Genomic DNA, 26,823 nt, shown 5'->3' with positions numbered 1-26,823 from the left:
GAGCGCGCCTATGAATACCGTGATCTCCCCGTCCGCGCGCCCGGTGCGCCGGATCGCGGCCACCGCCGCCGGCGCCGCGCTCGAAGCCTACGAATGGTCGCTGTACGGCCTGTCGGTCGTGTACTTCGCTCCCCAGTTCTTCGGTAACGATCTGGCGCGCTCGGTGCTGTACGGATTCGGCGTATTCGCCGTCGGATTCGTGATCCGGCCCGTCGGCGCGCTGATTCTGGGTCGCCTGGCCGACCGGCGCGGGCGGCGGCCGGCGCTGATGCTGTCCATCGGATTGGCCGGTGTGGCGACGCTGGGCATGGCGCTCACCCCGGGCCACGCCAGCATCGGCGCTGCCGCCCCGATCCTGCTGCTGATCTGGCGGCTCGTACTCGGATTCTCCTTCGGCGGCGAACAGGCCGTGGCGCAGGCCTACCTGTACGAATCCGCGGTGCCCGGGCGGCGGATCGCGGGTACGAGCGTGTACTCGATCTTCTACGGGCTCGGCACGATCGCCGCGAACCTGCTGGTGGCGGCTCTGGCGGCGGGGTTCGGTGCCGCGGCGCTGCGCGACGGGCTGTGGCGGATCCCGTTCCTCGTGGCCGCGGCGGGATCGCTGATCTTCCTGCTGGCCCGGCGCACCCTGCCCGAAACCAGGCCCGGCACAACGCATCCGGTGACCTGGCGGCGCGAATGGCGGGCGCTGCTCGGTCCGGGGCTGGCGGTGGCTGGGCTCACCTCGGGCACGCTTTCCTCGTACTACCTGTGGGTCACCACGCCGACCAGTTACGCCATCACGGTGCTGAAAATGCCCGACGCGCAGGTTCTCTGGGCCGGGGTGGTCGCGCAGGTCGCGTATATGGCGGCGGCTCCGCTGTTCGGCGCGCTGGCCGAACGTGTGGGCGCGCTGCGCTGGATGGCCGGTGCCGCGCTCGTGCTGGCGGCCGCGACGCTGCCGATGCAGCTGCTGTTGAATTCGGCGACGCTGACGACCTATTGGGTGCTCATCGTGGCCTCGGCGGTCTGCGTGGTCACCCTGGCCGCGATTCTGCCCGGCGCCACCGCGATGCTCGCCCCGGCACGGCACCGGGTGACGGTGATGGCGCTGCCGTACAGCATCACCTCGGCGGTCTTCGGCGGTACGACCCCGGCCCTGAAGCAGAAGTTCGCGGCGCATCCGGCGCTGTTCTCGGGTTACATCATCGCCCTGCTGCTGCTCACCGCGGTGACCGCGCTGCTGGCCGGTCGGCTCGTCCCCGACGAATCGGCCTGAGGCTCATTCGAATCGGAACGAGCGCACCGCGAGCGCGCCCGCGCCCACACCCCACACCGCGAGCACGATCAGTCCGTACCAGTCCACGTTCAGCCGCTGCGCCTGTTCCAGCGCCTGGGCGAGCGCGCCGGAGGGAATGAGCCGCGCGGCCATGCTCAGCCAGTGCGGCACATTGTCCGAGGCGAACACCAGACTCGACGTTCCCAGCATGACGAACCACAGGATATTGGCCAGCGCCAACACGATCTCGGCCTTGAGCGTGCCGCCCAGCAGCAGCCCGAGCGCCGCGAAAGTCGCCGTGCCCAGGGCGATCACGGCCGCGCCGCACACCAGTCCGCCGATCGAGGGCCGCCAGCCCAGCGCGACGCCGATGAGTCCCAGCAGAATCGACTGCAATACCACCACGATCAGGACGGCCGCGCATTTACCGCCGACGATGCCCCAGCGCGGTAAGGCGGTGGCGCCCAGTCGTTTCAGCGCACCGTAGCGTCGGTCGAAGCCGACCGCGATGGCCTGCCCGGCGAACGCGGTGGACATGATCGCCACCATCATCACCGCGGGCACGATCCGGTCGACCCGATGTTCGCCGAGCCCGCTGATCGGCAGCAGGGTCAGGCCGATCAGTAGAGCGATCGGGATGAACATCGTCAGTAGCAGCTGTTCGCCGTTGCGCAGCAACAGGATCAGCTCCATACGGGTCTGTGCCGCCAGCATGGCGGGCCGGGGCGCGGGGCGCGGATCGGGGGTGAAGGTGCCCGGCGCGAAACGTTCGCCCTCGGTGGTCACGGCAGTACTCCTCACCCGCGCAGCTCCCGTCCGGTCAATTCCAGGAAGACGTCCTCGAGGCGGCGCTGGTCGATGCGGATATCGCTGGGCAGCACGTCGATTCGCGCGCACCAGGCCGTGACCGTGGCCAGCACCTGCGGGGTGATGTCGCCCTGCAGCAGATATGCGCCGGGGGAGGTCTCGGTCGGCGAGAAACCTTCCGGCAGGGCGGTTTTCAGCAACCGCAGATCGAGTTTCGGTGGGGCGGTGAAACGCAGCTGTCCCTCGGCCCCGGCGGAGGTGACCTCGGCGGGGGTGCCCTGCGCGACGACCCGGCCGTGATCGATGATGATCAGCCGGTCGGCGAGCTGTTCGGCCTCGTCCATCATATGCGTGGTCAGCAGCACGCTGACCCCGTCGCGGCGCAGCGCGGCGATCAACTCCCACACCAGATGTCGCGCCTGGGCGTCCATACCCGCGGTGGGTTCGTCGAGGAAGACCAGCTCGGGCCGCCCGACCAGGGCGCAGGCCAAGGCGAGTCGCTGCTGCTGACCGCCGGACAGTCGCCGATAGGGCGTGCGCCGCGCCTCGTGCAGGCCGAGGGTGGACAGCAGCCAGTCCGGATCGAGCGGATCGGCGGCATAGGAGGCGACCAGGTCGAGCATCTCCCCGGCCCGCGAACCCGGATACGCGCCGCCGCCCTGCAGCATCACCCCGATACGCGGGCGCAGCGCATCCGAATCGGCGATCGGATCCAGTCCCAGCACCCGCACCGATCCGGCGTCGGGGGATTTGAAGCCCTCGCACATCTCCACGGTCGTGGTCTTACCCGCGCCGTTGGGCCCCAGCAGCGCCAGCACCTCGGCCCGGCGCACCTCGAAGCTGATCCCGTCGACCGCGGTGACATCGCCGTACCGTTTCACGACGCCGTCGATGCGAACGGCCGATTGCGTGGGTGTGCTCACGACATCACCGCGCTGCGCTCGGCGCCGTCGTGCGCGCGGCGCGCTGTGTCGATGGTTCGCTCGCAAGCTCGCTCACGAAGACACACCGTATGCCGCGGGCCGCTGTGACCGAGCAGACACCCCCGCAGCTTTGCGCCACGGCAACAGATTCCGCGTCGCCACGATGAAGATCAGCGCCACCACGACCACCGCGATCGCGGCCTCGAAGATCTGGAAGACCCCGAAGTCGGCCCCGCGCGGCATGAGCATCACGCTCACCACCGCCGAGATGACCACGGCCGGAATCCGGAACGCCGGGGTGGTCGCCCAGGCGGCCAGCGGCACGATGGCCCACAGCAGATACCACGGCTGTACGACCGGCCACAGCAACACGACAGCACCCAGTGAGACGCCCAGCGCACCGACCGCGGGCAGTCGGCCGGTCCAGGTAGCGATGAGCATGCGCAGGGTCAGAAAGCCCGCGAACGCCTGCGCGATCGGGCGGGTGATGCTGAGCAGCGCGGTCGTGTGATCACCCAATCCCAGCAGTACACCGCCGAATCCGGTGATGATGCCGATGGCCGTGGGCAGCGACATCCAGCTGCGCACGACATTGGCGGTATTGAGGGTGAACAGCCAGCCGAAACCCAGCCCGCTGGCCAGGCTCACGAAAAGTGTTGTGGCCAAGGCGATCACGCCCAGCAATCCGGCCGAGAGCAGAATCGGCCGCACCCCCTTGCCCCAGCGCCGGGCCAGCGCCATACCCACGAAGCCGAGCGCGATCAACGAGGTGATCTTGATGGTCGACGACAGGGCGATGACCATCGCGCCGAAGATCAACAGCGACCACTCCCGCCGGTCCAGCGGCGTGCCGACGGCTTCCGAATCCGAGATCGCCCGCAGGCAGAACTCCAACCCCGCGAGCATCAGCCCGAGCATGATCGCATCGTTGTGCACGCCCGCGACCAAGTGGAACAGCACCAGCGGATTGGCCGCGCCCAGCCACAGCGCACTCACCGGCGCGACCCCGCAGCGCCGCGACAGCCGCGGCAGCGCCCAGACGATCAACGCCACGCCGCCGAGCGCGATCAGCCGGTGCGCCCAGACGCCGATGATGATGTTGTCCCCGGTCAGATGCGAGATGCCGCGCCCGATCCACAGGATCAGTGGTCCGTAGGGCGCGGGCGTCTCACGCCAGATATTGGGCACGTTCATGGTCAGCACATCGCCGACGCCGAGCCCCTGCGCCGGACCCACGACATAGGGGTCCATCCCGCGCTTGGCGATCTCGCTCTGCGCCAAATAGGAGTACACGTCGGTGGAGTACAGCGGTGGCGCGACCGACAGCGGCAGGATCCACAGCAGCAGCGTGCGATCGAGCTGGGAACGGGTGAGTCGATGCAGCGGCGCGCCGCCGAAACCGCCGACGGCGAAGCGCCCCAACAACAGCCACGCCATCACGACCAGCACCGTGCCGATCATCGACAGCGCCAGCGACGAGGTCTGCCAGCGCGCGAACACCCCGATCAACCGCACGCCGGACACCGGATTCTGCAGCACCGGCTGGGCCGCGACGCCCAACGCGCTGATTCCGATCAGCACGGTCCCGGTGGCGCCGAGCAGTCTGATCCGCGTGAGCTGCCGGGTCTCCCGCTCGTCCAGTCCGGGGAGCTCGGTCTCCACGCTGTGCAGGACGGCGATGGTGTGATCGGCCGGCGGGACGTCCAGGCCCAAGGCCCGGCGTCCCCACTCCACCATGCTGCGCCGAGCGCCCTCGAGTGCCACCACGCTGCTGAGCCTAGTTCGCCATCGCGTCGATCCGAGATTCGTCTCCGTCTCCGGCTTCGCGACCGTTCCGTTATACGAGGCAAGTGCGGAAATCATCACATCGACGGGCGGAATAGCCACGAGCCCCCGGTTCGGCGGCTGTTCACTCAGGTCACCCTTACTAGAATGCGGGAAGGAATTCGGTCACACTGATGTTGTGAAAACCGTGGGTTTGCGGAATGTGGGGACGGAAGCCGGGCGTCGCGACGACGCCCGGACCGCTGTCGTCGCCGCGACACCGACGGCGGAGGGGCAGACCCGAGCGGCCGTCGTCCAGCTGCTGCTGGAGGAGGGCCCGATCACCGCGACCGCGATCGGCCAGCGGCTCGGTCTGAGCCCGGCCGGGGTGCGCAGGCATCTGGACGCGCTGATCGAATCCGGGGAGGCTCGCGCCGCCCGTTCGGCGCCGTGGCAGCAGAAGGGCCGCGGTCGTCCCGCCAAGCAGTATCAGCTCACCGCCGCGGGCCGTGGCCGACTGGGCCATGCCTACGACGATCTCGCGGGCGCGGCCATGCGTCAGCTGCGCGCGATCGGCGGCGACAAGGCGATCGCCGACTTCGCCCGGCAGCGGGTCGCCACGATCGTCGCCGGAATCGACAAACTCGCCCGGCACACCCCCGAGGCCACCGCGGCCAAGGCCGACGAGATCGCCGAGGTCTTCACCGAGGCCGGTTTCGCGGCCACGACCCGCAAGGTGGGTGCGGGCGTGCAGATCTGCCAGCATCACTGCCCGGTATCGCATGTGGCCGAGGAATTCCCGGAGCTGTGCGCCGCCGAGCTGGAGGCCTTCCGGGACCTGCTCGGAACCCACGTCCAACGATTGGCCACAATCGCCAACGGCGATTGCGCCTGCACCACTCACGTCCCGCTGTTCGTACTCCCGAACAGCGCTGGGGACAACCAGAACTCAGATGAGGCCGCTGCCCAGCCCGCAGCGGGGACCACGAACGACTCCGGAAGGAGTGCCGAATGACGACAACCGCCGACCAGGTGCAGCCGCTGACCCAGGAGGAGACCATTGCCTCGCTGGGTAAATACGGCTACGGCTGGGCAGACAGTGATGTCGCCGGGGCCAGTGCCAAGCGCGGTTTGTCCGAGGAGGTCGTGCGCGACATCTCGGCGAAGAAGAACGAGCCCGAGTGGATGCTCGACATCCGCCTGAAGGCGCTGCGCATCTTCGACCGCAAGCCGATGCCGACCTGGGGCTCCAACCTCGACGGTATCGACTTCGACAACATCAAGTACTTCGTGCGTTCCACGGAGAAGCAGGCCGCCACTTGGGACGAGCTGCCCGACGACATCAAGAACACCTACGACCGGCTGGGCATCCCGGAGGCCGAGAAGCAGCGGCTGATCGCCGGTGTCGCCGCCCAGTACGAGTCCGAGGTGGTCTACCACCAGATCCGCGAGGATCTGGAGGCGCAGGGCGTGATCTTCCTCGACACCGACACCGGTCTCAAGGAGCATCCGGAGCTGTTCCAGCAGTACTTCGGCTCGGTCATCCCGGCCGGTGACAACAAGTTCTCCGCGCTGAACACCGCCGTGTGGTCGGGTGGTTCGTTCATCTACGTGCCGCCGGGCGTGCACGTCGACATCCCGCTGCAGGCCTACTTCCGGATCAACACCGAGAACATGGGCCAGTTCGAGCGGACCCTGATCATCGTCGACGAGGGCGCCTACGTGCACTACGTCGAGGGCTGCACCGCGCCGATCTACAAGTCCGATTCGCTGCATTCGGCGGTCGTGGAGATCATCGTCAAGGACGGCGGCCGCTGCCGCTACACCACCATCCAGAACTGGTCCAACAACGTCTACAACCTGGTCACCAAGCGGGCCAAGGCGGGCGCGGGCGCGACCATGGAGTGGATCGACGGCAATATCGGTTCCAAGGTCACCATGAAGTACCCGGCGGTCTGGATGACCGGCGAGCACGCCAAGGGCGAGGTGTTGTCGGTGGCGTTCGCGGGCGAGGGCCAGCATCAGGACACCGGTGCGAAGATGCTGCACCTGGCGCCGCACACCTCCTCGACCATCGTGTCGAAGTCGGTGGCGCGCGGCGGCGGTCGAGCGTCCTATCGCGGCCTGGTCCAGGTCAACAAGGGTGCGTACGGTTCGCGCTCGACCGTGAAATGCGATGCGCTGCTGGTGGATACGATCAGCCGCTCCGACACCTACCCCTACGTCGACATCCGCGAGGACGACGTGACGATGGGCCATGAGGCGACCGTCTCCAAGGTGTCCGAGGATCAGCTGTTCTACCTGATGAGCCGTGGTCTCACCGAAGACGAGGCAATGGCGATGGTGGTGCGCGGCTTCGTCGAGCCGATCGCCAAGGAACTGCCCATGGAGTACGCGCTCGAGCTGAACCGCCTGATCGAGCTGCAGATGGAAGGAGCCGTCGGCTGATGCCGGTCGAGAACGTTGCCGAGGCCGCCGAGGGGCGCCGGAGCGGAGCCCGCGGAGTGACCGATGGGCAGAGCCCGGCGCTGAACAAGGGTGAGGTCTTCACCTCCTTCGACGTGAACGCCTTCGAGGTGCCCTCGGCCCGGGACGAGGCGTGGCGGTTCACCCCGCTGCGCCGCCTGCGCGGCCTGCACGACGGCACCGCCACCCGCGACGGCGAAACCTCGGTCGAGGTCACCCCGGTCTCCGGCGTCACCGTGGAAACCGTGGGTCGCGAGGACTCCCGCCTGGGCGAGGCGGGCGTTCCGTCCGATCGCGTTGCTGCCCAGGCGTACTCGGGCTTCGAGCGGGCCACCGTCGTATCGGTCGGTAAGGAGATCGAGGTCGCCGAGCCGGTCACGGTCACCATCACCGGGCCCGGCGAAGGCCGAACGGCCTACGGCCACCTGCAGATTCGCCTGGACAATTTCGCCGTCGCCACCGTGGTCATCGACCAGCGCGGCAGCGGAACCTACGCGGAGAACGTGGAATTCGTGGTCGGCGACAGCGCCAAGCTGACCGTCGTCGCGGTTCAGGACTGGGCCGACGACGCCGTGCACGCCACCGCGCATCACGCCCGGCTCGGCCGCGACGCCACGCTGCGGCACACCTCGGTCACCCTCGGCGGTGATGTGGTGCGCCTGACCGGCACCGTGAAGTACGCGGGCCCCGGCGGCGACGCCGAACTGCTCGGTCTGTACTTCGCCGACGCCGGTCAGCATTTCGAGCAGCGGCTGCTGGTCGATCACGCGGTGCCCAACTGCAAGTCCAGAGTGCTGTACAAGGGTGCGTTGCAGGGAAATCCGGCTGCGCCGGAGGGCGATCCGGCTGTGTCTGATGGGCGCTCCGCAAGCTCCGCGCCCGGCTCGAAGGGCGACGCCCGCACGGTGTGGGTCGGCGACGTGCTGATCCGCGCGGAGGCCGAGGGCACCGACACCTACGAGGCCAATCGCAATCTGGTGCTCACCGACGGCGCGCGCGCCGATTCGGTGCCGAACCTCGAGATCGAAACCGGTGAGATCGTCGGTGCCGGACATGCCTCGGCGACCGGACGTTTCGACGATGAGCAGCTGTTCTATCTGCGCGCTCGCGGTATTCCGGAGGATGCCGCCCGCCGACTGGTGGTGCGCGGCTTCTTCCACGAGATCATCCAGAAGATCGCGGTCCCCGAGATCCGGGAGCGGCTCGAGACGGCCATCGAGGCCGAGCTCGCCGCGATCGGCGTCTGAACCCGAACCCATTACTCCCCAAAGGAACTCGAATTCGATGACCACCCTGGAAATCAAGGACCTGCACGTCGAGGTCGCCAATCCGGACGAGTCCGGTGAGCCCATCAAAATTCTGAAGGGCGTGAACCTCACCGTGAAATCCGGTGAGACGCACGCCATCATGGGCCCCAACGGCTCGGGTAAGTCCACGCTGTCCTATGCCATCGCGGGCCACCCGAAATACACCGTGACCCAGGGTTCGATCACCCTCGACGGCGAGGACGTGCTGGCCATGTCCGTCGACGAGCGCGCCCGCGCGGGCCTGTTCCTGGCCATGCAGTATCCGGTCGAGGTGCCCGGCGTCTCGATGTCGAACTTCCTGCGCACCGCGGCCACGGCCGTGCGTGGCGAGGCCCCGAAGCTGCGGCACTGGGTCAAGGAGGTCAAGGAGTCGATGTCCGAGCTGGAGATCGACTCGGCCTTCGCCGAGCGCAGCGTCAACGAGGGCTTCTCCGGCGGTGAGAAGAAGCGCCACGAGATCCTGCAGCTGGGCCTGCTCAAGCCGAAGATCGCCATCCTCGACGAGACCGACTCGGGTCTGGACGTAGACGCGCTGCGCATCGTGTCCGAGGGCGTCAACCGCTACAAGGACCGGGAGAACGGTGGGGTCCTGCTGATCACCCACTACACCCGCATCCTGCGCTACATCCAGCCGCAGTTCGTGCACGTGTTCGTGGGCGGTCGCATCGTGGCCGAGGGCGGCCCGGAGCTGGCCGAGGAACTCGATGCCAACGGCTACGTGCGCTTCACCCAGACCGCTACCGCTGGAGCCTGATATGACCACAACCGTGCGCACGCTCGATGTCGCGAAGATTCGGGAGGACTTCCCGATCCTTCGCCGCACCGTGCGCGACGGAAAAGCCCTGGTGTACTTGGACTCCGGGGCCACCTCTCAGCGTCCGATCCAGGTGCTGGACGCCGAGCGGGACTTCCTCCTGACCCGCAACGCCGCCGTACATCGCGGCGCGCATCAGCTGTCGGAGGAGGCGACCGACGCCTACGAGCAGGCCCGCGCGGATGTCGCGCGGTTCGTCGGCGCGGACGCGAACGAGATCGTATTCACCAAGAACGCGACCGAATCGCTGAATCTGGTGACCTACTCGTTCGCGGACAAGCGATTTCCGTACCACGTCGGCCCGGGCGATGAGATCGTCATCACCGAGCTGGAGCATCACGCGAATCTCGTGCCGTGGCAGGAGCTCGCGCAGCGCACCGGGGCGACGCTGAAGTGGTACGGCATTACCGACGACGGGCGTATCGACCTCGATTCGCTCGAGCTGTCCCCGGCCACCAAGGTCGTCGCGTTCACCCACGTCTCCAATGTGACCGGCGCGTTCACCGATGTACCCGAATTGGTCCGGCGCGCAAGGGAAGTCGGCGCGCTGACGGTGCTCGACGCCTGCCAGTCGGTGCCGCATATGCCGGTGAACTTCCGTGAGCTCGGCGTTGATTTCGCCGCGTTCTCCGGACACAAGATGCTCGGACCGTCGGGTGTGGGCGTGCTCTACGGCCGCTACGCGCTGCTCGAGGAGACCCCGCCGTTCATCACCGGCGGCTCGATGATCGAGACGGTCACCATGGAGCGCACCACCTTCGCCGCGCCGCCGCAGCGGTTCGAGGCCGGGGTGCCGATGTCCTCGCAGGTCATCGGATTGGCCGCGGCCGTGCGCTATCTCGATCAGCTGGGCATGGAAGCCGTTGCGGCCCACGAGCACGAGCTGACCGGGGCGGCGCTGGCGGGCCTCGGCGCGATCGACGGGGTTCGGATCGTCGGACCGACCGAGAACGTGGATCGGGGCGGCGCGGTGTCGTTCGTGGTCGATGGCATCCACGCCCACGATGTGGGCCAGATCCTCGACGACGAGGGCGTCGCGATTCGGGTCGGCCACCACTGCGCGTGGCCGCTCATGCGGCGGCTGGGCATTCCGGCCACCGCCCGCGCTTCCTTCGCCGTCTACAACACCCTCGACGAGGTCGACGCGCTGGTCGCCGCGGTGCGGAAGGCGCAGACCTTCTTCGGAGTTGCATAGAACATGCGCATGGAGCAGATGTACCAGGAAGTGATCCTGGACCACTACAAGCATCCGCATCACCGCGGGTTGCGGGAGCCGTTCGGGGCCGAGGTGCACCACGTCAACCCGACCTGCGGTGACGAGGTGACCCTGCGCGTCGCGATCGATGACAACGGCGACGTCACCGACGTCTCCTACGACGGTCAGGGTTGTTCGATCAGCCAGGCCGCCACCTCGATCCTCACCGATCAGGTGATCGGCCTGCCGGTGCAGCAGGCGCTGAAGGTCGTCGACTCCTACAGCGAGATGATCTCCAGCCGCGGCACCATCGAGGGCGATGAGGATGTGCTCGGCGACGGCATCGCCCTGGCCGGTGTGTCGAAGTATCCGGCGCGCGTGAAGTGCGCCCTGCTGGGGTGGATGGCGTTCAAGGACGCCGTGGTCCGGATATCCACCCAGGAGACCAAGCCCGCCATGGGGAATGGGGAACGTCATGAGTGAATCACCCGCCACCGAACAGCAACTCTCCCAGGAAGAGATCAGCCTGCTCGAGGACATCGAGGAGGCGATGCGCGACGTCGTCGACCCCGAACTCGGCATCAACGTGGTCGACCTCGGCCTAGTCTACGGCCTGCGCGTCGAGGAGGACATCGCCGTCATAGACATGACCCTCACCTCCGCGGCCTGCCCTCTGACCGACGTCATCGAGGACCAGTCCCGCAACGCCCTGGTCCGCAGCGGCCTGGTAGAAGACCTCAAGATCAACTGGGTCTGGATGCCCCCCTGGGGCCCCGACAAGATCACCGAGGACGGCCGAGAACAACTGCGCGCCTTGGGATTCACCGTCTAGACAAGGCCCGCCCCGGCTGTCGCCCGTTGTGGTTCCGTCTGTCGGCTGTTGTGGTTCCGGCTGTCGGCTGTTGTGGTTCCGGCTCTCGTCCCCCGATGGTCCCGGCTCTCACCCCCTTATGGTCCCGGCGTGCTTTTCGCCGGGACCTTTGGACATATCGGGTACGCGCGAGGATGATTCACCCCGTTCGTTGTCTCTGAACGGGGAGGAATTCTCCAATGCCATTGCTGCACAAGGCTGCCTGGGTCCTGACGGTTCCGGTGGTCGCGGCGCTCACCTCGGTGGGCGCCGGTCCGGCGGACGCCGCCGCGGGGGATCTGTACGGTGCTATGTCGTTGTCGCCCAGCACCGGGACGGTTGCCTACGCGGTCAACTATTCCAATCAGGGGATGGCCGACGGTGGCTCCAACGTGAAATGCGGTGTGTACGACTGTCAGGTGGTCGTGCGCTTCGCCAATGCCTGCGCCGCGGTTGCCCAGGGCGCTGATCACCGCTTCGGCTGGGCGTGGGCCCCCACCAAGGTCGAAGCGGAGAAGGCGGCCGTCGAAACCCTCGGTGAGAGCGCCCCGCCGTTCCCCGATCTGGGCAGCGCCTCGCCCCGCCCGGCTCAGCCCGTCCTGTCGGCCTGCACCGACAACGCCGCCTGAGCATCGAATCCCATTCGGTCGGATCTCGGACGGTCCGACCGAATTTCATTTCCGGCAAATCAGGCGTCCTGGTCGTCCGTCTTTTGTTTGATTCCAGCATTTGTGACTGGCTTCACAATCTGCGGACCGATTTCCGCGAGTCGGGAGTCAATGCCGTGACGTGTCCGATTACCGCGCAAATACACCGGCACCATGGGCGTAGGAATTGCGGTCGCGAAGGTGTGAACTTCACGGCGGATAACACGTTCGGATTGCTACTTTGACAGGTTCGCGACAATACTCCTGAGCTTGCGATAAGGATTCGCTTGACCTGGTTGACACCACCGATGGTCACGATGACAATATGTGTCGTCGGCGGGCCGTCGGGATTGTTGCGGCTCGCCGGCCCTTGGGGATGGTTCTGAGGGGGATCCCCCGAGGGGTACGGCATTATGTAATTGCGTCGAGAATCAAGGGGGCCTCGGGTCTGTGAAATGTGACGGAGCGTTATTCCCAATCATGGGATGATCGCACGTCCGCTCCTTTTGTCATCCGTAAAAGGTGACTTCAGCCAACCCATAGTCGGCGCAGTGCGGATATATTTTCCTTCTGCCTGGATGTCGGCTGGGTCGTTCAATTGGGGGGACATATGTCCGACTTCGATGCGGAGGAGTCTGCGGACTCCCTGCAAACGTTCACCGATGAGATATTCGGATATTTACCACGGGCCGACCAGCGGAGATGGGCGCGCGTCTATCTGCAGGGTCTGATCCGGGTCGCGGGGAAGAAGAGTATCGGCCGCATGGCCTGTGCCGCCGCCTCGTCGCCGACCGCGGCGCACGGGTTGCGACAGTTCGTGAATTCCAGCCCCTGGGAATGGATGCCCGCCCGCCGGGCGCTGGCCAGGCTCGTGCTGGAACGCGCCGATCCGACCGCGTGGTACGTGTCGACCTGCGCGATTCCCAAGCGCGGCAACCACTCGGTGGGTGTGCGACGTCAGTTCGTCGCCGAGGACGGTCGGGTGCTGAACTGCCAGCTCGCGGCCGTACTGTTCCTCGCCACCGACCGCGTGCTCATCCCGGTCGACTGGCGTCTGCTGCTGGACGAGCGCTGGTTCGCCGACGATCGCCGCCGACGGGCGCGGATCCCCGCATCGGTTCGGCCGCAAGGACTCTGGGCGCATCTGCTGGATTTCGTGGACGATACCGTGACATCGCTACCCGGCGGATCACTGCCGCTGGTAGCCGATATCCGCGACCTCGGCGGCGAGGCCCGCGCGGAGGACCTCATCGGTCGCGCGCAACCGTTCCTGCTGGAGATATCGCCGACGCATCCGGTCGGCCTGTCGGATCGAGGCGCTTCGGTTACCGCACAGCAGCTTCTGAGCAGACCGAGTCGCGAGCTGACGGTGGTGCGGGCGAAAGGGCCCGACGCCTCGTCGCGCGTCCTCCGCTCGACCACGGTGACCCCGCCGCGCACGCTCGCGAGACCGTTTCCGGGCGGTGGCGGCTACCGGCTGGTGAGTGAACACGTCGCGGACGGCCGTCCCGCGCGGTACTGGATCACCCATCGCATCGGACAACCCGTCGAGCAGACCCTCACGCTGATCGCCCAGCGAAGCTGTGTCGGAAACCTCGTCTCGGAATTGCAGACCACGTTCGGAATGTCGGATTTCGAGGGTCGTTCGTATCCGGGCTGGCATCATCATATGACCCTGGTTTCGGTGGCATACGCCTACTCGCGAATATCGCGATCCGTCCGGCGGTCCACGCATGCCACGGAAATTCGATCGAAATGCTGACGACTTTGACAGGTGGGCGTTGCCGGTCACCGAAATGCTTTGGCACGCTTGGTCTCGGTCGACGACGATCGGCCGAACACAGGGAGGGAAAATGAATCGCCTATCAATCGAACCGCACCTTTCCAGAATGCCGCTTTCATCCGAAGCGCAGGAGTGGGTGGACAAGGTCGACAAGCTCGCGCAACTGCTCGCGGATCATCGCGAGGCGGCCGAAAACGATCGGGTAATGCCGCGAATCGTTTTCGAAGCGCTGCGGGACGCGGGAATTCCCCGCATGTGGGTGGCCAAGGATTTCGGGGGGTCGCAGGTCGGACTGGAAACCGGATCGGCCGTCGTCCAGGCCCTCGCGCAGGTGGACGCGTCCATTGCCTGGCAGATGGGGGTCCAGGGCGCGATCGGCCGATTGTCGGACTATCTTCCGGAGCCGACCGCTCGAAAACTGTTCCGGGACAACGACGGTCTGGTGGTCGGCGGGGTGAATCCGAGCGGCCGGGCCGAACGGGTCGCGGGCGGTTACGAACTCAGCGGCGAATGGTCGTTCGCCAGCGGTTTCGCGCATGCGGAATGGCTGGTCTGCGCCGCCTGGGTCACCGAAAATGGTGAGAAGGTCGAGCGGGACAGCGGGTCGCAGATGCGAATGCTGTTCGTGCCCAAACGCGAGGTCGAGTTCCGCGATACCTGGCACACCCTGGGACTGCGCGGCACCGGCAGCAACAGCTATCGGGTTTCCGAGGTGTTCGTGCCCGAGGATTTCACCGTCGATCAGGCGGAGATGCTGCGCGCGCCGCGGCCGCGACGCTCGCGCGGATATCCGGTCGGTTACTACGATTTCGGGCCTTTTACCTCGGCCTCGACGGCACTGGGCATCGCGCGCGACGCCGTCGAATCGTTCAAGGAATTGGCGCAGCGGAAAACGCCTGCGGCGGGATCGTCGGCATTGGCGAACAGCCATACCGCACAGGAGAAGCTGGCCCGCGCGGAGATGCTCGTGCACTCCGCGACGGTTCTGCTGCGGGATACGGCCCGGCAGGTGAGCGCGACCGGCGAACTCGGCGGCGATGCGCTGAGTTCGACGGTCCGGCTCACCGCGGCCACGGTCGCCGAACACGCGGTGGCCGCGGTGACCATCGCCTACACGCTGGCCGGGACGAGTTCGCTCTACACGTCCAGCCGTCTGGAGCGAGCCTTCCGCGACATCCATTCCGCCACCAAACACATCACGCTTTCGGCGTCGCATTTCGAGACGGTCGGGCAGTACCTGCTCGGCGGCAAGCTCATCATGCGTCGATAGCGATCCCACCACGATTTCATCGAATCCGGAGTTACACAGTGACAACCATGAAAGCCATGCAGCTGCTCGCCCCGCGCAAGACGATTCTCGCGGAGCTGCCCATCCCGGCGACGCCGGCGGACGGACTGCTGCTGAAGACGCGGTGTGTGTCGATCTGCTCCACCGATATCTCCTTCTACGAAGGCCATCTGTACCCGTCGGAATATCCGATCGTGCTCGGCCACGAGTATCTGGGCGAGGTCGTCGATATCGGACCCGATCTGGACGCGGAATCGGCCGGGGTGCGCATCGGTGACCGCATCGTCTACTGGGGGCAGACCGACTTCGACGGCTTCGCCGAATATCGCACGCTGCGACCGATTTTCGCGGGTCAGGTCAAGGAGGACGTGTTCTGGGCCGATCGCAACTTCTACGACGACCGGCGGGCCGCGGCGGTGCGGGTCCCCGACGAACTGGGCGATCTGGAGGCGTCGTTCATCGAACCCACCACCGGCGCGCTGCGTTCGGTGCTGACCAATCCGCCGCAGGTCGGGGACCGGGTGCTGATTCTCGGCACCGGACCGATCGGAATCATCGCCGGGAGCGTCATCCGACGGCTGCTGGCGCCGAATTCGATCGTCTCGGTCGATGCCAATCTGTACCGCAACGGCTATGCCGAGGAACACTTCTCACAGCGCGCCTATCTGCCGGAGGAGCTCATCGCGGAGGTCGACGACAATTCCTTCGACTACGTCTTCGATGCCCTGCCGACGGTGAAGGTCGACGACGAGGAGAAGGATCCGCGACGGGTCGCCATGCGGAAATTGCGGCCGCGGGGCAAATATGTGCTCTACGGCGCGTCGCAGGAGATGCAGAAGTTCGACACCTGGCTGATGCTGGCCAAGGGGATCAATGTGTCGGCGGCTCCGTTCGATGTGACGAGCTTCCCGATGCACAAGACCGCAAATGTCATCGAGTCGGCGATGAACATGCTGGCCACGGGCATTGTCGACGGTAAACGTCTGCTGTCCACGGTCTGCCGGTTCGACGATTTCGACGAGCTGGTTCGGATCCTCGAAAACTACCGGTTCACAACCGATCTGAAGACGATCGTGGATTTCCGGTAGAGCCGCGCGGGCGTCGGTCGGCGATCCCGCCTTCCGACGCCCGCACCCACGACCCGTATGAGGTGATATTGATGACGACAGTGGACGCGACGGTTTTCACCGCCGCCATGTCCCGAATTCCGGGCCCGGTCGCGATCGCCACGACACTGGGCTCGGCCGGGGAGCCGTTCGGCTTCACCGGCAGCGCCGTGAGCTCACTCTCGCTGGATCCGCCGATGATGCTGATCTGCCTGAGCAAATCGGCCAGCACGCATACCGCCTTCACGGGTGCGAAGACCTTCATGATCAATGTCCTCGCCGCCGAACAGGCCGATGTGGCACTGCGTTTCGCGAAATCCGGCGTGGATCGGTTCGCGGCCGGAGATATGCGGCCCTGTGAATTCGGTCTGCCCGGACTGCCGGAGGCGGCGGCGCGGCTGGTCTGCGATCTGGTCGATGTGCTCGACGGCGGGGATCACAGCATTCTGACCGGGAGTGTACGGGCCGCCCACGTCACCGAGCGAATTCCGCTGGTGTACTGGGACCGATCCTTCCACCTTCCGACTCCGGCCCTGGTGTCCTGAGCCAGAGCCCTTGTCGGACATTGTATTTCGATTTTCAGGGGGAACTCTCATGATCTCTACCGATTATTTGATAGTCGGCGCGGGTTCGGCCGGATGCGTGCTGGCCGATCGGCTCAGCGCCGCCGACGACGCCAAGGTGCTGCTGCTCGAGGCCGGTCGCGCCGATGCGCGCGACATACCCGAAGTCCAAGTGCCGATGTTGTTTCCGCGCATGTTCGGCAGCGATATCGACTGGGGCTTCGAAACCGTCCCGCAGTCCGGATTGGGCGGTCGCACCGTGCCGTTCCCGCGCGGCAAGGGGCTGGGCGGATCATCGCTGATCAATGCCCAGCTGTGGACCCGGGGGCATCGCGCGGATTACGACGGTTGGGCCGAGGCCGGATGCGACGGCTGGGATTACGACAGCGTCCGTCCGTATTTCGATCGAGCCGAGGCGGAACGGATCCGGCTCACCGGAATTCGCTATCCGAGTCCGGTCACGCCCGATTTCGTCACCGCGTGCGCGGCGCTCGGCTATCCCGAGGCCGCCGATCAGCCCGACGGCTACACCTTCGCGACGGCCACCCATCACGAAGGTCTGCGCTGGAGTTCCGCGGCCGCGTACCTGGATCCGGCGCGGCGGCGAACGAATTTGACCGTCCTGACCGAGCACACCGTTCGCAGAATACTTTTCGACGGCACCCGGGCGATCGGCGTCGAGGTCGAGACGGCCCGGGGAGTCGAGCGGATTCTCGCCGACCGCGAGGTGATTCTGGCCGCCGGATCCGTCGGTAGTCCGCAGCTGCTCATGGTGTCGGGCGTTGGCCCCGTCGAACATCTTGCGCGACACGGCATTCCGGTGGTCGCGGACCTGCCCGCGGTGGGGCAGGGGATGAGCGACCACCTGCTGGTGCCGCTCGCCTTCGCCGGATCGGCCTTCAGCTCGCCCGGCGTCGGCGCGGAATCCGCCGATATCGCACGGTATCTCGACGATCGGACCGGGCCGCTCGACTCGATCGTATCCGAGGCGCTGGTATTCGTGCGGACCCGGCCGGAACTGGCCGCGCCCGATATCGAGATCGTCCTGCTGCTGTTACCCTACGGCGAACACGAGACGACGGCCGAACACGGTCTGGCGCTCGGGGTGCTGCTACTGCGCCCGGAGAGCCGGGGGAGTATCACGCTGCGCAGCGCGGATCCGCGCGACGCACCGCGCATCGACCCCGGATTCCTGTCCGACGCGGCCGACGCGGATCTGCGGACGACCATCGCCGGAGTGCGCAAGGCGCAGGAGATCGTGGGGGAGCCGGTCTTCGGCAAATGGTGCGACGAACCGCTCACCCCCGGCGCGCTGTCGGACGATGACGGGGAGTTGACCGGATATATCCGCCGCACCGGGCTGTCGCTGTTCCATCCGGTCGGCACCTGCCGGATGGGGGCCGATGCCGAGTCGGTGGTGGATACCCGTTGTCGCGTGCGCGGGGTCAGCGGTCTGCGCGTGATCGATGCCTCGGCCTTGCCGAGTCTCGTTCGCGGACATACCCACGCCCCGGTGACCATGTTCGCCGAGCGGGCCTGCGACCTGCTGCTCGGCTAGCCCTTGGACAGCGCGCGGACCGCATCGGCGACGGCGTCGCGCAGGCGCTCGTGGGTGTAGTCCTCGCCCAGCACCATTCGGCGCAGCTGCGGTGCGGCCGCGCCCCAATTGACCAGGCCGAGGATGAAGAACTGCAGCAGTTTCGGATCGGCGAGGCCGGTGTCGCCCGAGGCGATGGCCTCGGTTCGCTTGCCGTACTTGTCGCTGCGAGCCGCCTCGGCCGGCACCGGCCGGTCGCCGAATTCCAGTGCCTCCCACAGCAATAGCCGCAGCGCCTCGGGGTGGGCGGCGTGATAGTCCATCAGGCGGCTCGCGTAGTCGGCCGGATCGGCGCCGTCGAGGGGAACGCTTTCGGCGCAGTCGGTCAGCTGCCGCTCGAGCACCGCGGCGAACAGCGCGTTCTTATCGCCGAAGTACTCGTAGAGCGCGCGCTTGTTGGCCTGGGCGTTGGCGGCGATTCGGTCGATCCGGGCGCCGGCGACACCGAATTCGGCGAACTCGGTGGTGGCAGCCTCCAGGATGCGCTGCTTGGTCGCGGTGGAGTCGTATGCCATGGCAACCATTGTAACGATCCAGTTCGTTTGACTGATCCCACTCATCCGGTTATCTTCGAACCAACTAATTCGTTCGGAAGGAATGAACATGTCGCTCGATACGGCGGCACCTCGTGTGAGTCGTCCGATGATCATGCTGCTGGCGGTCGCCTGCGGCGTCACGGTCGCCAATGTCTACTTCCCGCAAGCGATCATCCCGCTCATCGCCTCCGGCCTCGGCGTCTCGCGGGACTCCGCGGCGCTGGTGGCCACCGCGTCGCAGTTCGGCTACGCGGCCGGAATCTTCCTGCTGGTTCCGCTCGGGGACCGGATCCGGCATCGAACCCTGCTCACCACCCTGCTCGTGCTGACGGGTCTGGGACTGGTGATCGCCGGTGTCGCACCGACTCTGCCGGTACTGCTGGTGGCCAGCGCCGCGGTCGGCCTGACCACCGTCGTGCCGCAGATCATCATTCCGATGGCCGCCGGGCTGGTTTCGGAGAATCGGCGCGGCGCGATCACCGGAACCCTGCTCGGGGGCCTGATCGGCGGCATTCTGCTGGCACGGACCTTCAGCGGGACGATCGGTGAATGGCTCGACTGGCGGGTCCCGTACCTGCTGGCCGCGGTCCTCGCCTTCGGCTTCGCGATCGTCCTGCGGGTCACCATCCCGAAGACGAATCCGACTTCGCGGCAGTCGTATCCGGCTCTGCTGGCAACACCGCTGCGGCTGTTCCGCGACGAGCCCGAACTGCGTCGCTCGTGCTTCTACCAGGCCACGATGTTCGGCGGCTTCACTGCGGCGTGGACGAGCGTGGCCCTGCTGATCACCGGTTCGGACTACGACCTCGACACCTCGGTGGTGGGCCTGCTCGCGCTCGTGGGCGCGGCGAGCGTGTTCTGCACGCCCATCGCGGGCCGCTGGAGCGACCGCCGCGGCTCCGACCCGGTCAACCTGCTCTGTTTCCTCGGCGCCCTCGCGGCCGCGGCAATCCTGTTGGCGGGCAATGTCGGTGGCTTCATCGGACTCGCCGCCCTCGCCGTCGGCATGCTCGCCCTGGACGTAGCCATGCAATCCGGCCAGGTAGCCAACCAGGCCCGCATCTTCGCCCTACGCCCCGACGCCCGCGCCCGCCTGAACACCGCCTATATGACCTGCGCCTTCCTCGGCGGCACCGCCGGCTCCTGGCTCGGCGTCCAGGCCTATGTCCACTTCGGCTGGACCGGGGTGTGCGCCCTGGTAGGCACCGCCGCCGCCCTCGGCCTCGGCAGACACACCATCCGCCGCCACACCACACGACCACCGGCTCCGGTGCCCGAAAAAGCCGGACACCGAGCCTGAATGAGGGGGAGCTGAGCGACGCGGCACATCCACTGCCGCGTCGCTCAGCCGCATCTGTCCGCGCGGATCAGCGATGACGAGTGAGACTCGGCAGATCGACGATCACCGGCCGATCGAACAGGACGAGCCTGGCTTTGCCGGTATGTTCCCCGACCAGTTCGTACTCCCCGTCGACGAGCCGATACGCCGTCAATGTGATCGGCTCGTCGAGATCGAGGAGCCAGTAGTGGTCGATACCCGCTTCGGCGAATTTGGTGACCCGGTCGGTTCGCCTGGTGCCGGGGGACAGGATCTCGACAGCCAGCGGCACATCCGCGGCGGTCGCGCGGGCGAGGTCGTCGTCCATCAGATCCCCGCGTACGGCCATGATGTCGGGCACGCTAACCGTGGCCGGACCTTCCGCGTCGATGAGCAATTCTGCCTCGGTCACCACATACAGCTCGGGCGGCAGTTGCGGTTCGAGCTGGCCGGCCAGTCGCCAACCCGCGGACTGATGCCGAAGAATCGGTCGCGGCGTCACGCCGAGTACCCCCTCCACCAGTTCGAAACGACGGCTGCTGTCCTCCGGTAACCCGTCCCAATCCGCCAGCGTCAGCAAATGGTCGGGCCATTGCGTCACGATGCTCACTGCCACCCCCTCTCGTCGGCGCCAGGCCCAGTCTCGCATATCGACGAAATAATTCAGGTGCTCCGTCGGCGGAGCGCGGCTAGCGTGCCGGGTATGAGAATTGTGTGCGGTAAGAAGATTCGCGATGTGGACGTTGGTTAAGCCGGGAAGTTGATTCGGCGGTATTCGGCGGTTCTGGTCGATGTGGGCACCGGGGACGGGCGGGCGGTGTTGGGGGCGGCCGGGGTGGATTCGGGGCGGTTGGTTGTCGGGGTCGATGCCAATGGGGCCGGGATGGTCGAGGCTTCGCGGTGGGCGGCGCGAAGGGGGGTGGACAATGCCGTGTTCGTTGTCGCGGCGGCTGAGCGGTTGCCGGGGGAACTGGACGGTGTGGCCGATGAGGTGACCGTGAATTTTCCGTGGGGTTCACTGCTGCGCGGTCTGGTCGCCGCCGATGCGACAATCCTGGGCGGCATCGTGCGGATGATGAAAGCCGATGCCGCGCTGTCGGTTCTGCTTTCGGTAACGGATCGGGATCACGGCGCCGGAGTGGGGTCCATCGATGGCAACGCGCTGGACAATCTGGTCGCCGGGTACGCCGCCCACGGTCTGGCCGTTACCGGGATTCGCCCGCTCAGCGCGGCGGAAGTCGTTGCGGCGGGATCGAGTTGGGGTAAGCGACTGGGCGCGGGTGAGCGCCGTCCCGCGTGGCGGATCGAGGCCCGGCGAATCGCGAGCAGTGCGATCCGCACCGGGTGATCGCAACAGTGAGTTCGCATTCCGCTCGAATCGGGTGGTTCGCGCGGCCGTTCGTGCGATGCTGAATTCGGGTGCGATGGAGGCCGGACATGCAGTATCGACCAACGGCGACGGAGATCCTGGACTCGCTCGCCGAACTCCTCGACAACGTCTTGTTGCCGGCGCTACCCGATGCCTTACAGCACCGAGCTCGAGTGGGGGCGAACCTCACCCGCATAGTCCGTCGCGAACTCGAGCTCGGCCCGGCGACCGCCGCCCGCGAACACCAACTGCTGGCGATCCGGTCCGCCATGCGGGACGAGCAGGAGCTGTGGCGGATGCTGGTCGAGATCGTGCGGGGTGATCTGGCCATCGCCAAGCCCGGATACGACCGATGGGAGGGGATGTGAGCGGGAATACCGCGTTTGGTCTGGCGCGCTTCCTCAGTGCGGAAGTCGGTGGGGTCGTATCGGTGTCGAATGTGCGGCAGGTGTCGGCGGGTGCGCGGCGGCGGACGGTGGCGTTCGACGCGCGGCGCGGCACCGACAGCCGACGGCTGGTGGCCACGATCGTGCCCGCCTCGATCGAACGGCTGCCGGTGCAGGTCGAGGGCGAGGTGCGCGAGCTGGCCCGCAAGCACGGCGTCCCGGTGCCGCCGATCGTGGCGACCTGTGTCGATCCGGAGTACGTCGGCGCGCCGTTTCTGGTCTCCGAGCGATTCGACGGAGAGACTGTGCCGCGCAAGGTACTTCGGCTGGTGCACGCCGCCGGCATCGGGGAGCGACTGGCCGCCCAGCTGGGCAAGGCGATGGGGCGACTGCACGCGATCGATCCGCACGACGCGCCCGCCGCGCTGCCGGGTGTCGCCGAAACCGATCCCGTCCGAACGGAATTGGCCGAGGCCGAGGGCGGGGTGATCGAACTGCTCGCCGACCGCCCGGTTTTCGAACTGGCGCTGCGCTGGCTGCACGATCACCGCCCGGATCCGCCCGCACGAAAGGCACTGCTGCACACCGATATGCGCAACGGCAACCTGATCGTCGACGGCGACGGCCTGCGCGCGGTGCTGGACTGGGAGAACGCCCGCCGCTTCGGCGATCCCATGCACGACGCCGCTTGGGCGGCGCTGCGCATGTGGCGCTTCGGCGTCGACGCCGCCGAATTCGGCGGATTCGCCGGACGCGAGGCGTTCCGGCACGGCTACGAACAGGTCGGCGGCGAATTCGACGCGGACCGGCTGCGCTGGTGGAAGGTGCTGTGCACGCTCGGCTGGGGCCTGGGCCTGGCCGGGCAGGCCGCCGCCCACCTCGACGGCAGCGTGCGCGATATCGTGATGGCCGCCAGCGGCCGCCGGATCTCGGAGATCGAATGGGATCTGCTCATGCAGATCCGACCGGAAGGCTAGGAGCGGCAATGGATTTCGATCTACCCGCCGATTTGGCCGGCTATCTCGCCGAACTCGACGAGTTCATCGACCGCGAGATCGTCCCGCTCGAACGGGCCGACGACAATATCCGCTTCTTCGATCACCGCCGCGAGGACGCCCGCACCGACTGGGACCGCGGCGGCCTGCCGAGCAAGGAATGGGAGGATCTGCTGGCCGAGACCCGTCGCCGCGCCGACGCGGCCGGGCACTACCGCTACGCCTTCCCCGCGGCCTACGGCGGCCGCGACGGCACCAACCTGGCCATGGCGGTCATCCGCGAACATCTCGCGCATCGCGGCCTGGGCCTGCACGCCGATCTGCAGAACGAACATGCCGTGGTGGCCAACAATGTCGGCCTGCTGCTCATGCTCGAATACGGCTCCGAGCGTCAGAAGTCCGAATGGGTCGACGAATTGGCCGCGGGCACACGCTATTTCGCCTTCGGTATCACCGAACCCGAACACGGGTCCGACGCCACCCACATGGCGACCACCGCGGTTCGCGACGGCGACGAGTGGGTGATCACCGGGGAGAAGACCTGGAACAGCGGCATCCACGGCGCCGCCGCCGATCTGATCTTCGCCCGCACCTCCGGTGATCCGGGCGACGGCGCGGGCATCACCGCGTTTCTGGTGCCCACCGGCACAGCGGGATTCACCATCGAGGAATATCTCTGGACCTTCAATATGCCCACCGACCACGGCCGCGTCGCCTTGCGCGGGGCGCGCGTGCCGGTCGATGCGATGTTCGGTCCGGAGGGACGCGGCCTGGCCGTGGTGCAGCATTTCTTCAACGAGAATCGCATCCGCCAGGCCGCGTCCAGTCTCGGCGCGGCGCAGTACTGTATCGACCGGTCGGTGGCATATGTCAAGGGGCGCAAGCCCTTCGGCAGGCCGCTGGCGGACAATCAGGCCATCCAGTTCCCCCTCGCGGAACTGCATACCCAGTGCGCGATGCTGCGTGCGCTCATCCGCCAGACGGCCTGGACAATGGACCGGCACGGCACCTTCGCCGCCTCGGAACAGGTTTCGATGTGCAACTTCTGGGCCAACCGACTGTGCTGCGAGGCCGCCGACCGGGCCATGCAGGTGCACGGCGGTCTCGGCTACTCACGACATCAGCCGTTCGAGCACATCTACCGCCACCACCGGCGCTACCGGATCACCGAGGGTTCGGAGGAGATCCAGCTGCGCCGGGTGGCGGGGTATCTGTTCGGATTCATGAAAAGCCGTGCGCCGAAGGGCGTTTGATCAGCGCCGCAGCACGCGCCGCGCCAGCAGGTTGCCCGCGAACTGCACGCCCTGCACCCCGACGATGATGATGATCGTCGCGACCAGGGTGACCTGCCAGTCGAAGCGCTGATAGCCGTAGACGATCGCGAAATCGCCCAGCCCGCCGCCGCCGACATAACCCGCCATGGCCGACATGTCGACGATGCCGATCACCACGAAGGTGTAACCGAGTACCAACGGGCCCAACGCTTCCGGAATCAGCAGCGTCGCGATGATGCGCAACGGGCCCGCGCCCATCGATCGCGCCGCCTCGATCACGCCTGGATCGACGGTGACCAGATTCTGCTCCACGATCCGCGCGATGGCGAACGAGGCCGCGACGATCATGACGAAGGCCGCGGCGTCGGTGCCGATGGTGGTGCCGACCACCTTCAGCGTCACCGGGCCCAGCGCCGCCAGCAGAATGATGAACGGAATCGGGCGCACCACATTCACCAGCACATTGAGCAGCACGTGAATGGGCGCGTTGGCCAGCAGACCGCCCTTGCGCGTGACATACAGCGCGGTGCCCAGCGCCAGTCCCAGCAATCCACCCACGACGAAGGTGAGCAGCACCAGATAGATGGTGGTGCCGACGGCCTCGCCGAGCACCGGCCGCAATTGATCCCAATTGGTATGCATCAGGCCCCCGTCAGCTCGTCGATCACCTTGTCCACCGCGTCGTCGGGCCCCTCGAGCGCGAGGGTGAGGCTGCCGAACGTCTTGTCCTGCAACGCGCTCACCCCGCCGTAGACCACCTCGAAGCGGACCCCGGCGTGCGCGGCGGTCGTCAGTGCCGCCCCGACTCCACGGTCGTCGCCGAGTTCGACGGTCACGAGACGTCCGGTATGCCGCTCGCCGAGCCGCCGCAGCTCGTCGGCGCTCGGCCGGTTGTGCAGCACGGTGTCGACGAAGGAGCGGGTCGGCGCGGCCTGCGGGGCCGCGAAAACCTCGAAGGTACTGGCCAATTCGACCACCTTGCCCTCGGCGAGCACGGCCACTCGATCGGCGACCGCGCGGATCACATCCATCTCGTGGGTGATCACCACGATGGTGACGCCGAGTTCGCTGTTGACCTTCTTCAGCAGCCGCAGCACCTCCTGGGTGGTCTCGGGATCCAGCGCCGAGGTCGCCTCGTCGGCCAACAGCAGCGCCGGGGAAGTGGCCAGGGCGCGGGCGATACCCACGCGCTGTTTCTGCCCGCCCGACAACTGATCGGGATAGTTGCGCGCCTTATCGGACAGACCCACGAATTCGAGCAGTTCGGCCACGCGCGCCTTGCGTTTCGCCCGCGGCCAGCGGGCCACCTTCAGCGGATATTCCACATTGCCCGCGACCGTGCGCGAGCGGAACAGGTTGAACTGCTGGAACACCATGCCGATGTCGCGGCGCAGCGCGCGCACCCGCGATTCGGGCACATCGGTAATCGGCTCGCCGCCGACCAGGATTGTGCCCGAACTCGGCTTCTCCAGGCCGTTGACGAGCCGCACCAGGGTGCTCTTACCCGCGCCGGAATAGCCGATGATGCCGAAGATCTCCCCGCGCTCGATGCGCAGATCTATCTCGTCGAGCGCGATCGTATTCGCCTTGCCCACGGTGAAGATCTTGCTGACGGAACGGAATTCGACGGCGGCGGAACCGGCCGCCGTCGTGGCCGGTTCGCTCACTTCTGATCGCGCAGATTCTGCTGCACACGCGTCAGAATCTGCTCCAGCTCGGGACCGCCGCGCTTGACCTCGACCGCGGTGCCCTTGGTGGTCTCGGCCTCGGCCTGCTGCACATCGGGGTCGTGCCAGATGTCGACCAGCTGCAGATACAGCGGATTGTTCTTGTCCGCGGCCCGGGTCACCAGCGTGTTGATATAGGGCTCGGCCGCCGGATCCTTCGGATCGTCTTTGTAGATGGCCGATTTCGGATCGACGCCGGAGCGCTCCAGGAAGGTGTTGTTGATGACCGAACCGTCGACCGAATTCAGCGACAGCGCGGTCTGCGCCGCGTCGACGGGGGTGACCTTGACCTTCGAGGCGGCCTTGTCGATATCGGCGGGGGTGGGCTGGCGCGGGGCGCCGGTCAGTTTCAGTAGGCCCGCCGACTGCAGCACATTCAGGGCGCGGGCCTGATTGGTCGGATCGTTCGGGATGGCGATCTCGCCGCCCTGCGGAATCTCGGCGACGGATTTGTGCTTCTTCGAATACAGGCCCAGCGGCACGATGTAGGTCGCGCCGATCGGGGTCAGGGTGTCGTTGTTGGCGACGTTGTACTGGCCCAGGAACTGCAGATGCTGGAACAGATTCACATCGATCTGCTTCTGCGCCAGAGCGAGATTGGGCTGCTTGTAGTCGGAGAAGTTGGTGGTCTTCAGCGTGATGCCCTTGGCTTTGGCCTTCTGCTCGAAGACCTCCCAGGTATGGTCGCGATCGGTGGTGCCGATCCGCACGACGTTGCCGGAGGAGGCGTCGTCATTTCCACCGCACGCCGTGAGGGTGAGGGCCGCGGTTGCTACCAGGACCGGGATCGCCAGTGCCCGATGGAATTTCACTCGTGCTCCAATAGATCGTCGTGATGAGAACCCGG

At 66.7% G+C, this 26,823-nt stretch carries 27 protein-coding genes; 19 read left to right on the top strand and 8 right to left on the bottom strand.

Annotated features, from left to right (window positions below; translation table 11 throughout):
- The first annotated feature begins 10 nt into the window (after positions 1–10).
- Positions 11–1,261, top strand: coding sequence for an MFS transporter (locus tag NP4_RS36195; protein WP_068007876.1), 1,251 nt, complete (start codon positions 11–13; stop codon positions 1,259–1,261).
- Positions 1,262–1,264: 3 nt separating this feature from the next.
- Here NP4_RS36195 and NP4_RS36190 read toward each other — a convergent pair whose 3' ends face one another.
- The 3 genes from NP4_RS36190 to mptB form a co-directional block, all read right to left on the bottom strand.
- Positions 1,265–2,047 (bottom strand): ABC transporter permease, encoded by a 783-nt coding sequence (locus NP4_RS36190; RefSeq protein WP_245997478.1) that lies wholly within the window; start codon positions 2,045–2,047, stop codon positions 1,265–1,267.
- An 11-nt stretch (positions 2,048–2,058) separates the two neighbouring features.
- Positions 2,059–2,991, bottom strand: a complete 933-nt coding sequence (locus tag NP4_RS36185; protein WP_068007873.1) for an ABC transporter ATP-binding protein — start codon at positions 2,989–2,991, stop codon at positions 2,059–2,061.
- Between the two features lie 72 nt (positions 2,992–3,063).
- Positions 3,064–4,854: a polyprenol phosphomannose-dependent alpha 1,6 mannosyltransferase MptB gene (gene mptB / locus NP4_RS36180; protein WP_373863893.1), complete on the bottom strand. Its 1,791-nt coding sequence runs from the start codon at positions 4,852–4,854 to the stop codon at positions 3,064–3,066.
- Positions 4,855–4,954: 100 nt separating this feature from the next.
- Here mptB and NP4_RS36175 point away from each other — a divergent pair, with 100 nt between their 5' ends.
- The 13 genes from NP4_RS36175 to NP4_RS36115 all read left to right on the top strand — a co-directional run bounded on the left by NP4_RS36175 (position 4,955) and on the right by NP4_RS36115 (position 18,332).
- The gene (locus tag NP4_RS36175; protein WP_082876530.1) at positions 4,955–5,770 is read left to right on the top strand and encodes a helix-turn-helix transcriptional regulator; all 816 of its coding nucleotides are present in this window, start codon (positions 4,955–4,957) and stop codon (positions 5,768–5,770) included.
- A complete protein-coding gene (gene sufB, locus NP4_RS36170) occupies positions 5,767–7,203 on the top strand; it encodes a Fe-S cluster assembly protein SufB (protein WP_068007869.1) in 1,437 nt (478 codons plus the stop codon). Before NP4_RS36175 ends, sufB begins: the two co-directional genes overlap by 4 nt.
- Complete coding sequence (gene sufD, locus NP4_RS36165; RefSeq protein ID WP_068007865.1) at positions 7,203–8,468, top strand: Fe-S cluster assembly protein SufD; 1,266 nt, start codon at positions 7,203–7,205, stop codon at positions 8,466–8,468. Before sufB ends, sufD begins: the two co-directional genes overlap by 1 nt.
- Before the next feature lie 37 nt (positions 8,469–8,505).
- The gene (gene sufC, locus NP4_RS36160) at positions 8,506–9,282 is read left to right on the top strand and encodes a Fe-S cluster assembly ATPase SufC (RefSeq protein WP_068007862.1); all 777 of its coding nucleotides are present in this window, start codon (positions 8,506–8,508) and stop codon (positions 9,280–9,282) included.
- Between the two features lies 1 nt (position 9,283).
- Entirely contained in the window at positions 9,284–10,537 is a 1,254-nt protein-coding gene (locus NP4_RS36155) for a cysteine desulfurase (protein WP_068007859.1), read from the top strand.
- Positions 10,538–10,540: 3 nt separating this feature from the next.
- Positions 10,541–11,020 (top strand): Fe-S cluster assembly sulfur transfer protein SufU, encoded by a 480-nt coding sequence (sufU, locus tag NP4_RS36150; protein WP_068007854.1) that lies wholly within the window; start codon positions 10,541–10,543, stop codon positions 11,018–11,020.
- Positions 11,013–11,369: a metal-sulfur cluster assembly factor gene (locus tag NP4_RS36145; RefSeq protein WP_068007851.1), complete on the top strand. Its 357-nt coding sequence runs from the start codon at positions 11,013–11,015 to the stop codon at positions 11,367–11,369. The genes sufU and NP4_RS36145 overlap by 8 nt, the downstream gene beginning before the upstream one ends.
- Positions 11,370–11,587: 218 nt before the next feature.
- Positions 11,588–12,016, top strand: coding sequence for a DUF4189 domain-containing protein (locus tag NP4_RS36140; protein ID WP_068007848.1), 429 nt, complete (start codon positions 11,588–11,590; stop codon positions 12,014–12,016).
- 628 nt (positions 12,017–12,644) lie between these two features.
- The gene (locus NP4_RS36135) at positions 12,645–13,796 is read left to right on the top strand and encodes an IS701 family transposase (RefSeq protein ID WP_068007844.1); all 1,152 of its coding nucleotides are present in this window, start codon (positions 12,645–12,647) and stop codon (positions 13,794–13,796) included.
- 127 nt (positions 13,797–13,923) lie between these two features.
- Positions 13,924–15,087 carry an acyl-CoA dehydrogenase family protein gene (locus tag NP4_RS36130; protein WP_245997472.1) on the top strand — a complete coding sequence of 388 codons (1,164 nt, stop codon included), beginning with the start codon at positions 13,924–13,926 and terminating at the stop codon, positions 15,085–15,087.
- Between the two features lie 47 nt (positions 15,088–15,134).
- Positions 15,135–16,193, top strand: coding sequence for an alcohol dehydrogenase catalytic domain-containing protein (locus NP4_RS36125; RefSeq protein WP_174556213.1), 1,059 nt, complete (start codon positions 15,135–15,137; stop codon positions 16,191–16,193).
- Positions 16,194–16,264: 71 nt separating this feature from the next.
- Positions 16,265–16,756 carry a flavin reductase family protein gene (locus tag NP4_RS36120; RefSeq protein WP_068007833.1) on the top strand — a complete coding sequence of 164 codons (492 nt, stop codon included), beginning with the start codon at positions 16,265–16,267 and terminating at the stop codon, positions 16,754–16,756.
- A 49-nt stretch (positions 16,757–16,805) separates the two neighbouring features.
- A complete protein-coding gene (locus NP4_RS36115) occupies positions 16,806–18,332 on the top strand; it encodes a GMC family oxidoreductase (RefSeq protein WP_068007830.1) in 1,527 nt (508 codons plus the stop codon).
- Here the strand turns inward: NP4_RS36115 and NP4_RS36110 are convergent.
- A complete protein-coding gene (locus NP4_RS36110) occupies positions 18,329–18,886 on the bottom strand; it encodes a TetR family transcriptional regulator (RefSeq protein ID WP_068007827.1) in 558 nt (185 codons plus the stop codon). The two genes, NP4_RS36115 and NP4_RS36110, sit on opposite strands and share 4 nt — an antisense overlap.
- An 88-nt stretch (positions 18,887–18,974) precedes the next feature.
- Between NP4_RS36110 and NP4_RS36105 the strand changes: the two genes are divergently transcribed.
- Positions 18,975–20,207: an MFS transporter gene (locus NP4_RS36105; RefSeq protein WP_068007906.1), complete on the top strand. Its 1,233-nt coding sequence runs from the start codon at positions 18,975–18,977 to the stop codon at positions 20,205–20,207.
- A 67-nt stretch (positions 20,208–20,274) separates the two neighbouring features.
- Here the strand turns inward: NP4_RS36105 and NP4_RS36100 are convergent, their stop codons facing one another.
- Positions 20,275–20,835 (bottom strand): Uma2 family endonuclease, encoded by a 561-nt coding sequence (locus tag NP4_RS36100; RefSeq protein ID WP_245997470.1) that lies wholly within the window; start codon positions 20,833–20,835, stop codon positions 20,275–20,277.
- 150 nt (positions 20,836–20,985) lie between these two features.
- On the opposite strand from NP4_RS36100, the gene warA reads away from it, so the two are divergent.
- The 4 genes from warA to NP4_RS36080 all read left to right on the top strand — a co-directional run bounded on the left by warA (position 20,986) and on the right by NP4_RS36080 (position 24,228).
- Positions 20,986–21,573, top strand: a complete 588-nt coding sequence (gene warA / locus NP4_RS36095; protein ID WP_068007820.1) for a 16S rRNA (adenine(1408)-N(1))-methyltransferase WarA — start codon at positions 20,986–20,988, stop codon at positions 21,571–21,573.
- 89 nt (positions 21,574–21,662) lie between these two features.
- On the top strand, positions 21,663–21,962 hold the full coding sequence (locus NP4_RS36090; protein ID WP_068007815.1) for a DUF6285 domain-containing protein: 300 nt from the start codon (positions 21,663–21,665) through the stop codon (positions 21,960–21,962).
- On the top strand, positions 21,959–22,957 hold the full coding sequence (locus NP4_RS36085; RefSeq protein ID WP_245997468.1) for a phosphotransferase family protein: 999 nt from the start codon (positions 21,959–21,961) through the stop codon (positions 22,955–22,957). The genes NP4_RS36090 and NP4_RS36085 overlap by 4 nt, the downstream gene beginning before the upstream one ends.
- 8 nt (positions 22,958–22,965) lie before the next feature.
- On the top strand, positions 22,966–24,228 hold the full coding sequence (locus tag NP4_RS36080; RefSeq protein WP_068007805.1) for an acyl-CoA dehydrogenase family protein: 1,263 nt from the start codon (positions 22,966–22,968) through the stop codon (positions 24,226–24,228).
- Here NP4_RS36080 and NP4_RS36075 read toward each other — a convergent pair whose 3' ends face one another.
- From NP4_RS36075 to NP4_RS36065, 3 genes are read right to left on the bottom strand one after another with little or no spacing between them, the layout of a single operon-like run.
- On the bottom strand, positions 24,229–24,891 hold the full coding sequence (locus NP4_RS36075) for a methionine ABC transporter permease (RefSeq protein WP_068007802.1): 663 nt from the start codon (positions 24,889–24,891) through the stop codon (positions 24,229–24,231). It lies immediately after the preceding gene.
- Positions 24,891–25,916 carry a methionine ABC transporter ATP-binding protein gene (locus tag NP4_RS36070; RefSeq protein WP_068007798.1) on the bottom strand — a complete coding sequence of 342 codons (1,026 nt, stop codon included), beginning with the start codon at positions 25,914–25,916 and terminating at the stop codon, positions 24,891–24,893. Before NP4_RS36070 ends, NP4_RS36075 begins: the two co-directional genes overlap by 1 nt.
- Positions 25,913–26,788, bottom strand: a complete 876-nt coding sequence (locus NP4_RS36065; protein WP_068007793.1) for a MetQ/NlpA family ABC transporter substrate-binding protein — start codon at positions 26,786–26,788, stop codon at positions 25,913–25,915. Before NP4_RS36065 ends, NP4_RS36070 begins: the two co-directional genes overlap by 4 nt.
- Positions 26,789–26,823: the final 35 nt, after the last annotated feature.

This window comes from Nocardia pseudobrasiliensis NBRC 108224, assembly GCF_001613105.1.
Taxonomy (GTDB): Bacteria; Actinomycetota; Actinomycetes; order Mycobacteriales; family Mycobacteriaceae; genus Nocardia; species Nocardia pseudobrasiliensis.
This window is presented reverse-complemented; position numbering and strand designations above follow the sequence as displayed.

Coding starts and splice junctions, on each gene's coding strand:
- NP4_RS36115 (WP_068007830.1), top strand. CDS start 16,806: ATGATCTCTACCGATTATTTGATAGTCGGCGCGGGTTCGGCCGGATGC.
- mptB (WP_373863893.1), bottom strand. CDS start 4,854: ATGATTTCCGCACTTGCCTCGTATAACGGAACGGTCGCGAAGCCGGAG.
- sufB (WP_068007869.1), top strand. CDS start 5,767: ATGACGACAACCGCCGACCAGGTGCAGCCGCTGACCCAGGAGGAGACC.
- NP4_RS36155 (WP_068007859.1), top strand. CDS start 9,284: ATGACCACAACCGTGCGCACGCTCGATGTCGCGAAGATTCGGGAGGAC.
- sufU (WP_068007854.1), top strand. CDS start 10,541: ATGCGCATGGAGCAGATGTACCAGGAAGTGATCCTGGACCACTACAAG.
- sufD (WP_068007865.1), top strand. CDS start 7,203: ATGCCGGTCGAGAACGTTGCCGAGGCCGCCGAGGGGCGCCGGAGCGGA.
- NP4_RS36110 (WP_068007827.1), bottom strand. CDS start 18,886: ATGGCATACGACTCCACCGCGACCAAGCAGCGCATCCTGGAGGCTGCC.
- NP4_RS36195 (WP_068007876.1), top strand. CDS start 11: ATGAATACCGTGATCTCCCCGTCCGCGCGCCCGGTGCGCCGGATCGCG.
- NP4_RS36090 (WP_068007815.1), top strand. CDS start 21,663: ATGCAGTATCGACCAACGGCGACGGAGATCCTGGACTCGCTCGCCGAA.
- NP4_RS36105 (WP_068007906.1), top strand. CDS start 18,975: ATGTCGCTCGATACGGCGGCACCTCGTGTGAGTCGTCCGATGATCATG.
- NP4_RS36135 (WP_068007844.1), top strand. CDS start 12,645: ATGTCCGACTTCGATGCGGAGGAGTCTGCGGACTCCCTGCAAACGTTC.
- NP4_RS36125 (WP_174556213.1), top strand. CDS start 15,135: ATGAAAGCCATGCAGCTGCTCGCCCCGCGCAAGACGATTCTCGCGGAG.
- NP4_RS36140 (WP_068007848.1), top strand. CDS start 11,588: ATGCCATTGCTGCACAAGGCTGCCTGGGTCCTGACGGTTCCGGTGGTC.
- NP4_RS36080 (WP_068007805.1), top strand. CDS start 22,966: ATGGATTTCGATCTACCCGCCGATTTGGCCGGCTATCTCGCCGAACTC.
- NP4_RS36145 (WP_068007851.1), top strand. CDS start 11,013: ATGAGTGAATCACCCGCCACCGAACAGCAACTCTCCCAGGAAGAGATC.
- NP4_RS36075 (WP_068007802.1), bottom strand. CDS start 24,891: ATGCATACCAATTGGGATCAATTGCGGCCGGTGCTCGGCGAGGCCGTC.
- NP4_RS36120 (WP_068007833.1), top strand. CDS start 16,265: ATGACGACAGTGGACGCGACGGTTTTCACCGCCGCCATGTCCCGAATT.
- NP4_RS36130 (WP_245997472.1), top strand. CDS start 13,924: ATGCCGCTTTCATCCGAAGCGCAGGAGTGGGTGGACAAGGTCGACAAG.
- sufC (WP_068007862.1), top strand. CDS start 8,506: ATGACCACCCTGGAAATCAAGGACCTGCACGTCGAGGTCGCCAATCCG.